Genomic DNA, 13,500 nt, shown 5'->3' with positions numbered 1-13,500 from the left:
CTTATTGTTCTGTCAGCGGCCGCACGTGGACGCCGCTCTGCAAAGTCTCAAGCTGCGCTTCGTCGGTGATGCCAAAGCCGATCTGCGTGACCGCCATCGCGGCAATGGCGGTGGCGCGGCCCAAGGTCTGCTCCGGCGTATCGCCACTGAGCAAACCGTGAAGCATCCCGGCCAGCAGCGAGTCGCCGGCGCCTACGGTACTGGCCACGGTTACCTTGGGCGGCGTGGCGTGCAGCGCGGTATCCGGGCTGTACCAGCTCACACCCGCGGCACCGTCGGAGACCACCACATGCTCCACACCTTGCCGATGCAGTTGGCGGATGGCATCTGTGGAATGACCAAGGGCATCGGCCAGTTCTTCGGTATTGGGTTTGACCAACCACGGGCCGGCGTTCAATCCAGCGCGCAGCGCTTCGCCGCTGGTGTCCAGGGCGACTTTCAAGCCGAGGTTTTTCAGTTGCTGCAGCAGGCCCTGGAACCACTGAGGGGTGATGCCGCGTGGCAGGCTGCCGGCCACGACGACGGCGTCGTAGCCCGGAGCAATCCGCGCCAGTTGCTCAAGCAGTGCGTGTTGCGCCTGCTCGCTGACCAACGGGCCCGGCGCATTGACATCCGTGACCCGCCCATCCTGCTCGGCGATCTTGATATTGCTGCGGGTTTCTCCCGGCACCCGAATAAAGGCATCGGTAAAACCACGACGGGCAATCAGCATCTCGAATGCCTGGGGATTGTCCTCTCCAAGAAAGCCGCCCACGGTCACCTGATGACCAAGGTCCGCCAGCACCTGCGCGACGTTCACACCCTTGCCGGCAGCGTGGGTGATCATCGCTTCGCTGCGATTGACCTCGCCCGGTTCCAGGCGCGCCAGGCGCACCGTCAGGTCCAACGCCGGGTTCAGCGTCAGGCTTAAAATCCTTGCCATTTACACGGCCTCCACAAGCGCACGCACTTCGGCGGGAGAACCCACCGCCAGGGCTTTTTGTGCCAGGCCCTGGGCCTCGCTCAGACTGAATTCACGCACCCGTGCCTTGACCTCGGGGATGCTGCGCGCCGAGACGCTCAGCTCATCCACCCCCAGGCCGACCAGCACCGGCACCGCCAGCGGGTCGGCCGCCAACTCGCCGCACACGCCGACCCATTTGCCATGGGCATGAGCCGCGCGCACGGTGATGTCGATCAGTTGCAACACCGCCGGGTGCAGGCCATCCGCCTGGGCCGACAGCGTCGGGTGGCCGCGGTCGATGGCCAGGGTGTACTGGGTCAGGTCGTTGGTGCCGACGCTGAAGAAGTCCACTTCCTTGGCCAGTACCGGCGCCAGCAACGCGGCCGACGGCACTTCGATCATGATCCCCAGTTGCAGGTCGGCCACCGGGATTTCCAGGCGCAGGCGCTCGGTCATGTCCCGGGCCTGGCGCCACTCGTCAACACTGCCAACCATGGGGAACATGATGCGCAGTGGACGGTTGTCTGCCGAACGCAACAGCGCGCGCAATTGCGCTTCCATGATCTGCGGGCGTTGCAGGGTCAGGCGAATGCCGCGCACGCCGAGGAAGGGGTTTTCTTCCTTGGCGATCGGCCAGTACGGCAGCGGTTTGTCGCCGCCCACATCAAGGGTGCGCACCACCAGCGGCCGGCCGCCGAGGCCGTCGAGCACGCGGCGGTATTCGGCTTCCTGGGTGGCTTCGTCGGGCGCTTGTTTGTGGGCCATGAAAATCAGTTCGGTGCGCAGCAGGCCGATGCCTTCGGCGCCCTGCTCCACCGCGCCGGCAACCCCGGCGCTTTCGCCGATATTGGCGAATACTTCGACGGCATGGCCATCGCGGGTCAGGGCCGGTTCATGGCGTTGGGCGGCGGCGGCTTGCAGACGTTGTTCGCGGGTGTCGCGTTCGACGGTGGCGCGCTGCAAGGTGGCGGCGTCGGCGTCCACATGCAGGCGACCGCGCTGGCCATCCAGCAACAACGGCGTGCCCGAAGCCAACAGCAATACAGCAGGGCCTGCACCCACCAGCGCGGGAATGCCCAAAGCACGGGCGACGATGGCGCTGTGGGCGGTGGCGCCGCCACGGGCAGTGAGGATGCCGGCGACACGCACCGGGTCCAGGCGCGCCACGTCCGAGGGACCCACTTCGTCCATCACCAGGATGTAGGGTTCGTCCGGCTCCTGGGCGGTTTCGACGCCGCACAGTTGTGCCAGCACGCGGCGGCCAATGTCACGCAGATCGGCAGCGCGCTCGGCGAGCAAGGCGTCCTGCAACGATTCCTGCTGTTTGGCGGCGGCTTCGATCACGCTCATCCACGCGGCTTCGGCGCTTTCGCCCTGCTTGAGGCGCGTCTCGACTTCGTCGGTCAGTTCCGGGTCGTCGAGCATCTCCTGGTGGGTGATGAAGATCTCGCGGATGGCCTTGGATTTGCTGCGCTCGATCAGGCCTTGGATGTCCCGGCGCACGTCGGTCAATGCCGCGTGCAGGCGTTGGCGCTCGATCACCGGCGACTCGCCGCGCAGCGGGTATTCGAAAGGTTGCAGCACCTGGATATGCGCCGGGCCAATCGCAATGCCGGGGGCGGCGGCAATGGCCTGGATCAGGCTGCCGGACACTGGCGCGCTGATGACCGGTTCGATCTCGACCACGGCTTGTTGGGCGCTGACTGCCGGCAACGGCTCGACTTCTTCGCCGAGGCCGTCTTCCACTGCCGCCAGCAAGGCGGGCAAGGCGTCACCGGCAATGGTTGGCTCAGCGACAAACTCCAGTACCTGGCCGCGACGCGCACCGAGGCTGAGCAACTTGCTCAGGCTTTTTACCGATACCGCGCCGACGTCTCCATCGACGATGCGCACACGGATTTCACCGGCAAAACTTTTCGCCAATTGCGCGAGGATCTTCGCCGGGCGCGCATGCAGCCCGTGGGCGTTGGCCAGGGCAATGCGCACGCTTGGCCAGTCGGCGGGCAGTTCACCGCCGAGCACTTCCAATACGGCCCGGCTGCTGGTGGCGCGGCCGAGTTCCTGGCCACGGCCTTCGATCAGCAAGGCACACAGGCGTTCGAGCAAGGTCTGGTGGGCCTCGCCGAGGCTGGCCAGGCAGAACAGGCCGCTCAAGGGCTGGCCCAGGTAACGCATGGGTTTGTCCGGGGTGACGAAGGCCAGGCCGGGACGCTTCACCGTCTGCTCGCTGTGCAGCCACCACAGGCCATCGCCCAGGGGCAGCGCGTCGACTTGCTGCAGCACGGCGGCAAAGCCATTGCTCACGCAATCGGCCTGGCGCAACAGGCGTGCGCCTCTCCACACCAGTTCTTCGAAATCATCAGCCGACACGCCCAGGCCAATCATCTGTGCGTCCAGCGCCAGCTCCTGCGGCGCGCCTTGCAGCAGTTTCAGCAAGGCCTCGGCAGAACTGGCGCGGCGCAGGGCCTGGCCCAGGTCGGTCTCGCCGAGGGCGCGGGTCAGCAGTTGCAGCAGGCGCAGGTGTTCGTCGGATTTGGCGGCAATGCCGATCGCCAGGTAGACGATCTGGCCATCGCCCCAATCCACGCCGTCGGGAAATTGCAGCAGGCGCACGCCGGTGGCGAACACTTGGTCGCGGGTTTCGGGGGTGCCGTGGGGGATGGCGATACCCTGGCCGAGAAAGGTCGAGCCTTGGGCTTCACGCGCTTGCAAGCCACTGAGGTAACCCTCGGCGACCAGGCCATCGGCCACCAGTTTTTCAGCGAGCAGTTGCAAGGCAGCAGACTTATCCACAGCCGTCTGGCCCATGGATATCTGCTCGTGGGTGAGCTCAAGCATGCCGTTCTCCTAGTTAGTGCGGCGGGCGCACTAGGTATTATTTTGAATAAATCAGTGCAAAAGCGTTCGAATAAAATTGACTGAGTGGTCAGTTGGCAGGACCACACTCGTCGCGATAATCGTAAAAATACGCTTGCTGAAACGTTTAATCTAGAATTTATGGCAGATTACGCGTTAATTTCCCATGATTGAAGAGCCACTCGGCTGTTGAGTTGCGACAATGGTCGCCTGCAGTAATCGGTTACGATTGGACAAAATGTCGGGGCAAGCTCTAAAAAACAAGGAAATCCCGGTTTGAAACTCAGTGATATCGCGCGCATTGCCGGTGTGTCTGTGACCACCGCCAGCTACGTCATCAATGGCAAGGCCGAACAGCAACGGATCAGCAGCGCAACCGTCGAACGGGTGCGCGCCGTGGTTGAAGAACATGGCTTTACGCCCAACCCCCAGGCCGCCGGGCTGCGCAGCCGGCACACCCGTACCCTGGGTTTTATCCTGCCGGACCTGGAAAACCCCAGTTACGCACGCATCGCCAAGCTGCTCGAACAAGGCGCCCGTGCCCGCGGCTATCAATTGCTGATCGCCAGCTCCGACGACGACGCCAACAGTGAGCGGCAACTGCTGCAACTGTTCCGCGCCCGCCGTTGCGATGCGCTGTTTGTCGCCAGCTGCCTGCCGGCCACCGACGACAGCTACCGCGAACTGCAAGCCAAGGGTTTGCCGGTGATCGCCATCGACCGGGTGATGGAGTCTACGCAGTTTTGCTCGGTGGTCAGCGATGATCGCCAGGCCTGCCAGCAATTGACCAGCAGCCTGCTGCACCCGCTGCCCAAGCAGATCGTGTTGATCGGCGCGCGGCCAGAGCTGAGCATCAGCCAGGAACGTACCGCCGGTTTCAAGCAAGCGCTGAAAGACTTCAGCGGCGAAGTGCTGATCGAACAAGGCGAGTCGTTTAGCCGCGACTGTGGCCGACAGCTGATGGAGCAGTTGCTGCAAAGCCTGGGGCATTTGCCTGACGCACTGGTGACTACGTCCTACGTCCTGCTGCAAGGGGTGTTTGACGCGCTGCATGACTTCCCGCTCAAATCCCGGCCACTGCGACTGGGGACGTTTGGCGACACCCAACTGCTGGATTTCCTGCCGCTGCCGGTGAATGCCATGGCCCAGCAGCATCAGTTGATTGCCGACACCGCGCTGCGCCTGGCGCTGGCGGCCATTGAAGAACAGCACTACGAACCCGGCGTGCATGCCATCGGCCGTACGTTCAAGCAGCGGATTCACTCGGAGTAAGCGGTGTGGAGCTGATCGACAGCCACACCCATCTGGATTTTCCGGACTTCGATACGGACCGCCGCGAAGTCCTGAGCCGCAGTCGCCGCCTGGGCGTGCGCAGGATGGTGGTGCTCGGGGTCTATCAGCAGAATTGGCAACGGTTGTGGGACCTGGTGCAAACCGACGCGGATTTATTCGCCGCCTTCGGCCTGCACCCGGTGTATCTCGACGACCATCGCCCCGCCGACCTGACGGAACTGGGCGACTGGCTGACCCGCCTGAACGGCCACCGGCAACTGTGCGCGGTGGGCGAAATCGGCCTGGATTATTTCCTCGAACAGCTGGACCGCGAACGCCAGCAAAGCCTGTTTGAAGCGCAACTGAAGCTGGCGGTGGATTTCCAACTGCCGGCGCTGCTGCATGTGCGCCGCAGCCACGCTGCCGTGATCGCCACCCTCAAGCGCATTCGGCTGCCACGAGGCGGAATCATCCACGCGTTTGCCGGCAGCCAGGAAGAGGCCCGCGAGTACACCAAGCTCGGCTTCAAACTGGGCCTGGGCGGCGCGGCCACATGGCCGCAAGCCCTGCGCATGCACAAGGTGATCGCCCGGCTGCCGCTGGAAAGCGTGGTGCTGGAAACCGACTCACCGGACATGGCCCCCGTGATGTACCCCGGCCAGCGCAACAGCCCCGAACACCTGCCAGACATCTGTGCCGCCCTGGCGGAGCGCATGGGCATCAGCTCCTCAGCGCTGGCCGAGGCGAGCACCCGCAATGCCTGCGAGCTGTTCAACTGGTAGGGGCCCATCCCCGATGCATGCCTGGCCATGCCTCACACTCGAAAGGCCCCGATCAACTGCTTCAGCTCGATCACTTGCAAGGACAATTGCCGGCTGGCCTCTTCAGTCTGGTGCGCGCCCTGCGCTGCATGTTCACCGGCGCGATTGATCTCGACGATGTTCTGATCGATGTCATGGGCCACGGCAGTCTGCTGTTCGACGGCGGCGGCAATCTGCTGGTTCTGGTCGACGATCATGCCTACCGCGCCGAGGATGTTTTCGAGGGCCTGCTGGACTTTTTCCGACTGCCCCACCGTGCCATTGGCCATCTCGTGGCTGGTGCCCATGGCCTTCACCGCAGCGCCGACACCGCTGTGGAGCTTGGCAATCATCTGCTCGATTTCCTCGGTGGAGTGCTGGGTGCGCCGGGCCAAAGTGCGCACTTCATCGGCCACCACGGCGAAACCGCGTCCTTGCTCACCCGCGCGCGCGGCCTCGATGGCGGCATTCAACGCCAGCAGATTGGTCTGTTCGGCAATGCTCTTGATCACTTCCAGTACGCGACTGATGGATTGGCTGTCGATGGCCAATTGGTTGATGACCCGTACCGATTGATCGATCTCCGAAGCCAACGCCGCGATACTGCCTTGCTGGGACTGCACCAGGCCGCGTCCGCTGACGGTTTCATCGTTGACGCTGTGGGCGCTGCTGACCGCCGCCGCTGCACTGCGCGCCACTTCCTGGGCAGTGGAGGACATCTGGTTCATGGCGGTCGCCACTTGCTCGATCTGGCTGCGTTGGCCGGACACGGCCTGGTTGCTGCTGGCCGAGACTGACTCCACTTGCCCGGCCTGGTGTTCGACCTGGTTGACGGTGTGCCCTACCCGCTCGATCAGGTCATGGATCTTGGCCACGGTAGCGTTGAACACCTGGCCCAAATCCCCCAGTTCGTCGCGGCTGTGGGCGATGAAGGTGACGGTCATGTCACCGGCCGCCACCTTGTCCATCGTCGCCCCCAGGCGGCGCAAGGTGGTGCGGGTGGAGGCGTAGAAACCGGCATACAAATAGAAGATCAGCAAAAACACCGACGCCAGTGCCGCCACCAATCCGATCATGTGCGTGCGGTTTTCTGACAGGCGTTGCTCCAGTTGCTGCTCGAGAAAGGTCAGGGTGGCTTCGTCGAGCTGATAGGTCTTGGCCATCAACGTGCTGACGTCGTCGTAGAAGTCTTGCCATGGGGCGTCGAGGGTTTCGGCCACCACGACCTGCTCTTCGAACAACTCACTGCCTTGCTTGAGGCTGGCCTTGCTCGCGTCCGCCAGGCTCGCCAACGCTGCGTGGGCGGGCTTGCTGGAGCCGAGGGCATCCTGCAGTTTCAGGCCGTATTCCGCCTGGAGCTTTTCCAGTTGCTGCAGCAGCTCGTCAAAACGAGTGCTGGACGACGAATTGAGAAAACCCTGGCCCAACGAATAAGCCCCCATGGCCCGGCCTTCCCCCAGGGTCTGGGTGACTTGCGGGGTGACGCTGGTGATCAGTTCACTGAGTTGGCGCAGGTCGCCCTGGGGGTCACGGCTCAAACCCGACTGGCTGGCGATGATCTGGCTGAGCATCTGCGCCTTGTTGAGGAGTTTGCCGATCAGCGCGCTTTTGCTGAGCAGTGAAGTTTCCTGTTGCTGGGCCTTGAAGGCGGCGATCATTTCATCGCGCTTGGCTTCGAAGGCGGCGGCCTGCTCAGGGTCGGCGGACAGGGCGTGGAAGCTTTGCAGGCGCTGCAGCAGGCTGTCTTCGAGGGCGGTGATTTTGTTTTCGATATCACCGGCCTTGCCTGATTGGCCGAGGGTTGCGTTGATCTGTACCTGGTTGTTCAGGGTTTCCAGGTCGCGGCGCAGGGCCAGGCTGCTTCCCAGCAGGTCGAGGCTTTGCAGCTCGATGCGAGTGCCCTGGAATTCACGCCAGGAATCGCGCACCAGGTAGTAGTTGGTGGCCAGCATCGGCAACAGGAACAGCACGCTGATAAGGCTGAACTTCATGCCGAAGGTCAGGCGGTTCATGAACGCGACGGCGGGATAGAGCAAGCTCTTCACAGGTGAACTCCCTTTTCTTTTATTTTTATTGAGGGCGCAGGGCGGCGGCAGATAGCCACTATTTGGCGCTCTGTCTGTATAGCTCAATTCGAAAAGGAGGTTTGTAACTTAAGGTTAACGAGGTAGGAGCGAGCTTGCCCGCTCCTACAGGGAGGCAAATCAGGGCAGCACGGTCCAGATGGCAAAGCCGGCGTACCACAGCACGGCGGCACGCAGCAGCAACTCCCAGATACGATCAAGGCTGTTGATGCCCTCGGCGCCTACCACCGGTGGCGGGATCTCCGCGGCCACCAGGCCCACCTTCTCCACCAGTTGCGCAGCACTGATGTCCCAGCTCAGCAGCTCATGCAGCATCACCCGGCCGACCGCCACAAAGTTGCCGACCAGGGCGAAACTCGCCGCCAGCAAACGTACCGGCAACCAGTCGAAGGCATGGCGCAATTGCCCGGCACGCTCGGCCACCAGTGGGTTCTTGCTGTTCTCGGTCGCCAGCGCCAGCAGACGGTAGGCCAGGGCGGCCACCGGCCCGAGGAGGAAGTACCAGAAAATCACCGCGAAGAAGCTTTGGTAGGCCTGCCACAACAGATGGCCCTGGACCCGCTCCAGCAACTGCTCACCACTGTCGGCACTGATGCTCAAGTCACGTTCGGCCACATGTTCGGCCGCTTGCAGGTCACCCCGGCGCCAGGCATCACGGAACGGGCCCAATCCGGCCAGGAGATCGCCACGGCCCAGGCTGTAGATCACCACCAGCAGGTGCACCGGCAGCGCCAACAGGCCATAGGCCACTGGCTCCAGCACCAGCAACAACAACGCAAGCAAGGCCACCGGCAGCAGCACCAGCAATGTGAGGATCAGCCACGGCTGCTTGCCCAGGCTGGCGCTCGACTCCAGCTTGGCCAGTTCCCGCAACCAACCGCCATCACGTTGTATTCGGTGACGCAGGGCCGAGAACTTCTCGATCCATACCGCCAGCACCAACACCAGAAAACTCATTGTGCGTGTCCTCCATCCTGCAAGGCGCTGCGAAAGCGCGCCCAATCAAATTCGGGTCCGGGGTCGGTCTTGCGTCCCGGGGCGATATCGCTATGGCCACAAATGCGCTGGCGGGTAATGCCCGTGTACGCCGCCAGCAACTGGCGCGTCAGGGCGATCAGGGATTGATACTGGGCATCGGTGAAGGGCAGGTCATCAGTGCCCTCCAGCTCGATCCCCAGGGAAAAGTCGTTACACGTCTCACGCCCCTCGAAGCTCGATACCCCGGCATGCCAGGCCCGGTCCCGGCACGAGACAAACTGCGTCACCGCGCCATCACGCTCAATCAGAAAATGCGCAGAAACCCGTAGGTCGGCAATACCTTCAAAGTAGGGATGTTCCGTGACATCCAGGCGATTCTGGAAAAACTCGTGCACCTTGCCGGTGGCGAATTGCGCCGGTGGCAGGCTGATGTTGTGCACCACCAACAGGGAAATCTCGCCACCGGGGCGCTCGTTGAAGTTGGGCGAGGGGCAATGACGAATGCCCTGGCACCAACCGCTGGCGGGGTCCAACTGCATACTGGTTCCTTGAACGAGGCTGGGGTGACTCAGTATGCCGCGTTCCGCTGTCTGGTTGCGATCACTTGGCGCGATGAAGTTGGCGCAGGTTGCCAATCACCGAAGCCAGGGCGCGGTCGAACAACAGCGCATCATCCAGGGTTCGCACCGCGCCACGCTTGAACTCCAGGGCCAGTTCAAGCGGATTTTTTTCCAATACCTTGAGGCCGGTTCGATTGACGAAAATGCAGGTATTGCCCGGCGCAATAATCGCCGTCAGCTTGCAACGCAGGGTGTTTTCGGCGTCTTCCTGAAATTCCACCCAGCAACCGATCCGCAGTTGGCGAACCTTGAGCAGGTCGGGATCATCTTCCGGCAGGCTCGCCTCGATGGCCGGTGCCGCGGGACTGAGGACGAATGCCTCGCGCACCTCGATTTGCGACAGCGACGGTTGCTCCTCGGCACTGCCCCGGAACGATTGGACATGCAGGGTTTGCAAGCGGGTGAAAAATTCCCGGGTAATGAAGGGATCGAATGCCGCGCCGCTCAACCCATCGCGCAAGGCTTTCAGCAAGCCTGGCAACTGCTCCAGCAGGTGCCGGCCGGCTTCGGTGTCTTCGCTGAGGCCGACACTCCAGATCAACTCGTCCATGGTGCGCAACCCGGCCAGCCATTGTGGCGAGTGCTCGCCATGCTTCAGGCACGCCAGCAACAGCACCTGGCTCCAGGCCTGTTGCAGGAACTGCACCACGACCTCGGGCAGTACTTTGCCCAGCAACCGCAGATTGAGGGCTTCGGCTACACGCTGACGAGCGATTTCGGTACGGGCGCGCCCTTCTTCCGCATCGCGGGTACGTTGCTCCAGCAATTCGCTGCGGCGTCGCTCGTCATGGGTAAACGCGGTGAACTCGGTCAGTAACTGGGAAAAGATCGCCGGATCATCCACAAAATCGTTCAACAACCGCTGCACCACCTGCTCGATGTGCAGGTACAGGCTGTCGCGCTGATAATCGTCGCGCTGGCTCCAGCCCATGGCCGCCGAAGCGATTTCATTGAGCAAGCGTCGCGCCGGGTGATTGGTGCGGCTGAAAAAACTCTTGTCCAGCACCGCCACTTTCAGCATCGGGATCTGCAGGCGCGCGATCAGCGCCTTGAGGGATTCGGGCACCGTACCGTCATTGAGGATGAACTCGAACAGCATGGCGATCAGGTTGATCACATCCTCGTCCGCATCCTCCACCACCCGCGACTTGCCGCTCTTGACGCTGACCCGGGTCAGCAGTTGTTCAAGCTGGTTGCGCAGGTCGAAATCGTCCTCGACCTCAGGCTCAGGCACATATTGCTGCAAATGGGAGAGCAGGCGCAGCAGGTCACGGGTGGAGATGGGCTGGGTCTCGGCGCTGGCTTCCAGCGTGGGTGCCACACTGCCGCGCACTGCCGACAGCAATTCCTGCAACGCCACGAAAACTTCCTGGCCGCTGTCGTCTGCCGGGTGGCCGGCAATCGGCGGGGTGTCTTCAGGCAACTCGGCCGTGGCGACGGCGCGCCGCGATGGCACGGCCTTGAGTTCGGGCAATACGCCGGTGGCGATCAGCAACTGATTGGCTTCGCCGTACAACAGATCAGCGTCACTGAGCACGTATTTCTCAAACAGCTTGAGAATGATCAGCTTGACCCGGATTTCCACGCCAAGGCTGCGTCCTGCTTGCAGAAAAAACGCGCACAGCATTGCCGGGCCCAGGGGGTTGTCCCGATCATCCAGGCGTTTGTCGAGCAAGGCATTGAGCCGGGCTGTCAATTGCCCAAGGGCGAGCCCGTCACGGCGCAGCACCTTGCCCAGCATGGCCTCGAGCGCGACGGCTTTTTCCAGTTCATCGCCCGAGACCCCGGGCGCCTCGGTGTAGGACACCACCGGAATCAGTTGCAGCTCACCGCGCTCCACGTTGCCAAGATTGGCAAACGCTTCGTAGAGTTGCTCCATGAAGCCACGCTCGAAATTCTTGCGCTTGAGGCGCAGGTCGCGCATGGCTTCAAAGAAAATACCGTGGTCGACGTTACTGCGGGTCTTGTCGGCCATTTCGAACAGGGTGTCGTCGGCGTTATCAAACAGCTCCTGCAGTCCCTGCCTGAGTTGCTGCGCCGCCTTGTCACGGACCTGGAGCAACACCACCGGCAGGCGGGCGAGCGGCGATGGCGTCGCCCGTGCCTTATTGATCGGCACCACCTTCCCGTCATTGTGCATCCTGGCCTCCTGAAACGGCGGTATTCGATTGTGTGAAAGATCGGTGCAGCAACGGCGCGAAGCACGCCGGGGCACTGCGAAAATCGGGCTATCACCGTGACGTCAAAGCTATGACGCCAATTGCAAGGCGCGAGATTATCTTGCAAATGAGGGTTGTTGCGCCAGCGAACTCTGTGATTGCCGTGTAAATGAACATCGCGCACCGCACCCGAGGTGCCAGTTGCCTTGGGTTCAGGCCCGCCCTGCCCCTATAATCCAGGCACTTTGTTTGTGGAGCCTGTTATGCCCAATCTTCGTCTAGCCGACCTGACCGCCGAAATCGAAGCCAACGTGCGTCGCGCACTGCTGGAAGACATCGGCAGCGGGGATATCACCGCACAACTGATCCCCGCCGAACGCCTGGCCAAGGCCACGATCATCACGCGCGACGCCGCCGTCATCAGCGGCACGGCCTGGGTGGAAGCGGTGTTTCGCCAATTGGACCCACGCGTCGCGGTGCATTGGCAGGTGCGCGACGGCGAACGTGTCAGCCCCAACCAGGCGCTGTTTCACCTCGAAGGCCCGGCCCGCTCGCTGCTCAGTGGCGAGCGTTGCGCGCTGAATTTCCTGCAACTGTTGTCAGGCGTTGCCACCCGCGCCCAATACCTGGCGGACTTTGTCGCGTCCACCCAGGTCAAGCTGCTGGATACCCGCAAGACCCTGCCCGGCCTGCGCCTGGCGCAAAAATATGCAGTGACCTGCGGTGGTTGCCACAACCACCGCATCGGCCTGTATGACGCGTTCCTGATCAAGGAAAACCATATCGCAGCCTGCGGCGGCATTGCCCAGGCCATCAGCGCCGCCCACAAGATCGCCCCGGGCAAGCCGGTGGAAATCGAAGTGGAAAGCCTGGAGGAACTGCGTGAGGCACTGGCGGCGGGCGCCGACATCATCATGCTGGATGAGCTGAGCCTGGATGACATGCGCGAAGCGGTGCGCCTGAACAACGGCAAAGCCAAGCTGGAGGCCAGTGGCGGGATCAACGAAAGCACCCTGCTGCCCATCGCTGAAACCGGCGTGGACTACATCTCCATCGGGGCGATGACCAAGGATGTGAAGGCGGTGGATTTGTCGATGCGGCTTAGTCTCTGAAACGCCCTTGAATGTAAGCGCATGCTTTTGTGGCGAGGGAGCTTGCTCCCGCTGGAGTGCGCAGCGCTCCCAAGGTTTTTGGGGTCGCTTGGCAACCCAGCGGGAGCAAGCTCCCTCGCCACATCAAACTTGTGTCAGATCGCGAGATTGTTCATCCCGCAATACTCGTTCCAGTCGACACCCAACACCTCGGCCGCTTCCTTGTGCAAAGCCAGGCGCGCCGCCTCGAACGCTTCGGGGGTGGAGGTGTACTTCAGGGTCAGTTCCCATGGCTGCAGGCCCTGGGCCTCGGCCTCATCCTCAAACGCCCATTGGATCTGGTCCCTTTGATCATCGGCGCTCAGGTCCTTGATCTCATCCAGCAGTTCCGGCGACTCCGCGACGTACTTTTTGAGGGCTGCTTCGTGCCGCGCTTCCTGGGTCATTTCTTGTGTGGTCATGTCGTTCTCTTAGATCGAGGAATGGGGATGCATCTGGGTCATCAAGGTCGCGCAGATACAAAAGAACAGGCATGAATACCGGTTCGTCTGGCCTTCAGAACCATTCTGGGATCATCTGAAAACTGTGTTGCCTTTGTGCCCGAGACAGGAATCGAACCTGCGACCTTCGCGTTACGAGTGCGCTGCTCTACCGGCTGAGCTACACGGGCGGTGGGCTAAAGCTAGCACTGCCTTGG

10 protein-coding genes and 1 tRNA gene are annotated in these 13,500 nt (G+C 62.3%); 3 read left to right on the top strand and 8 right to left on the bottom strand.

Features of this window, described 5'->3' with window-relative positions; all coding sequences use genetic code 11:
• Position 1 precedes the first annotated feature (1 nt).
• Together pfkB and ptsP are read right to left on the bottom strand one after the other, a co-directional pair.
• Entirely contained in the window at positions 2-922 is a 921-nt protein-coding gene (pfkB, locus tag HX824_RS08290; RefSeq protein WP_087694617.1) for a 1-phosphofructokinase, read from the bottom strand.
• Positions 923-3,781: a phosphoenolpyruvate--protein phosphotransferase gene (ptsP, locus tag HX824_RS08285; RefSeq protein WP_177054427.1), complete on the bottom strand. Its 2,859-nt coding sequence runs from the start codon at positions 3,779-3,781 to the stop codon at positions 923-925.
• Between the two features lie 294 nt (positions 3,782-4,075).
• On the opposite strand from ptsP, the gene cra reads away from it, so the two are divergent.
• Positions 4,076-5,071 (top strand): catabolite repressor/activator, encoded by a 996-nt coding sequence (gene cra / locus HX824_RS08280; protein ID WP_003215943.1) that lies wholly within the window; start codon positions 4,076-4,078, stop codon positions 5,069-5,071.
• 5 nt (positions 5,072-5,076) lie between these two features.
• On the top strand, positions 5,077-5,853 hold the full coding sequence (locus HX824_RS08275) for a TatD family hydrolase (RefSeq protein WP_102369919.1): 777 nt from the start codon (positions 5,077-5,079) through the stop codon (positions 5,851-5,853).
• 32 nt (positions 5,854-5,885) lie between these two features.
• Here HX824_RS08275 and HX824_RS32865 read toward each other — a convergent pair whose 3' ends face one another.
• From HX824_RS32865 to HX824_RS08255, 4 genes are all read right to left on the bottom strand, one after another.
• Complete coding sequence (locus HX824_RS32865; RefSeq protein ID WP_371132334.1) at positions 5,886-6,590, bottom strand: methyl-accepting chemotaxis protein; 705 nt, start codon at positions 6,588-6,590, stop codon at positions 5,886-5,888.
• A gap of 1,485 nt (positions 6,591-8,075) precedes the next feature.
• Positions 8,076-8,912 carry a regulatory signaling modulator protein AmpE gene (gene ampE, locus HX824_RS08265; protein WP_003215936.1) on the bottom strand — a complete coding sequence of 279 codons (837 nt, stop codon included), beginning with the start codon at positions 8,910-8,912 and terminating at the stop codon, positions 8,076-8,078.
• Positions 8,909-9,472: a 1,6-anhydro-N-acetylmuramyl-L-alanine amidase AmpD gene (ampD, locus tag HX824_RS08260; protein WP_003215934.1), complete on the bottom strand. Its 564-nt coding sequence runs from the start codon at positions 9,470-9,472 to the stop codon at positions 8,909-8,911. Before ampD ends, ampE begins: the two co-directional genes overlap by 4 nt.
• A gap of 61 nt (positions 9,473-9,533) precedes the next feature.
• Positions 9,534-11,693 carry a DUF1631 domain-containing protein gene (locus tag HX824_RS08255; RefSeq protein ID WP_177054426.1) on the bottom strand — a complete coding sequence of 720 codons (2,160 nt, stop codon included), beginning with the start codon at positions 11,691-11,693 and terminating at the stop codon, positions 9,534-9,536.
• Between the two features lie 282 nt (positions 11,694-11,975).
• Here HX824_RS08255 and nadC point away from each other — a divergent pair, with 282 nt between their 5' ends.
• On the top strand, positions 11,976-12,824 hold the full coding sequence (gene nadC, locus HX824_RS08250) for a carboxylating nicotinate-nucleotide diphosphorylase (RefSeq protein ID WP_008437288.1): 849 nt from the start codon (positions 11,976-11,978) through the stop codon (positions 12,822-12,824).
• Between the two features lie 134 nt (positions 12,825-12,958).
• On the opposite strand, the gene HX824_RS08245 is transcribed toward nadC, so the two are convergent.
• A complete protein-coding gene (locus tag HX824_RS08245) occupies positions 12,959-13,264 on the bottom strand; it encodes a DUF6388 family protein (RefSeq protein ID WP_008437299.1) in 306 nt (101 codons plus the stop codon).
• 136 nt (positions 13,265-13,400) lie between these two features.
• Positions 13,401-13,473: transfer RNA gene (locus HX824_RS08240), tRNA-Thr, on the bottom strand.
• Between the last annotated feature and the right edge of the window lie 27 nt (positions 13,474-13,500).

The sequence above is a fragment of the Pseudomonas sp. D4002 genome (assembly GCF_013385665.1).
GTDB lineage: Bacteria > Pseudomonadota > Gammaproteobacteria > Pseudomonadales > Pseudomonadaceae > Aquipseudomonas.
This window is presented reverse-complemented; position numbering and strand designations above follow the sequence as displayed.

Coding starts and splice junctions, on each gene's coding strand:
- pfkB (WP_087694617.1), bottom strand. CDS start 922: ATGGCAAGGATTTTAAGCCTGACGCTGAACCCGGCGTTGGACCTGACG.
- ptsP (WP_177054427.1), bottom strand. CDS start 3,781: ATGCTTGAGCTCACCCACGAGCAGATATCCATGGGCCAGACGGCTGTG.
- HX824_RS32865 (WP_371132334.1), bottom strand. CDS start 6,590: ATGTCCTCCACTGCCCAGGAAGTGGCGCGCAGTGCAGCGGCGGCGGTC.
- ampE (WP_003215936.1), bottom strand. CDS start 8,912: ATGAGTTTTCTGGTGTTGGTGCTGGCGGTATGGATCGAGAAGTTCTCG.
- ampD (WP_003215934.1), bottom strand. CDS start 9,472: ATGCAGTTGGACCCCGCCAGCGGTTGGTGCCAGGGCATTCGTCATTGC.
- HX824_RS08255 (WP_177054426.1), bottom strand. CDS start 11,693: ATGCACAATGACGGGAAGGTGGTGCCGATCAATAAGGCACGGGCGACG.
- nadC (WP_008437288.1), top strand. CDS start 11,976: ATGCCCAATCTTCGTCTAGCCGACCTGACCGCCGAAATCGAAGCCAAC.
- HX824_RS08245 (WP_008437299.1), bottom strand. CDS start 13,264: ATGACCACACAAGAAATGACCCAGGAAGCGCGGCACGAAGCAGCCCTC.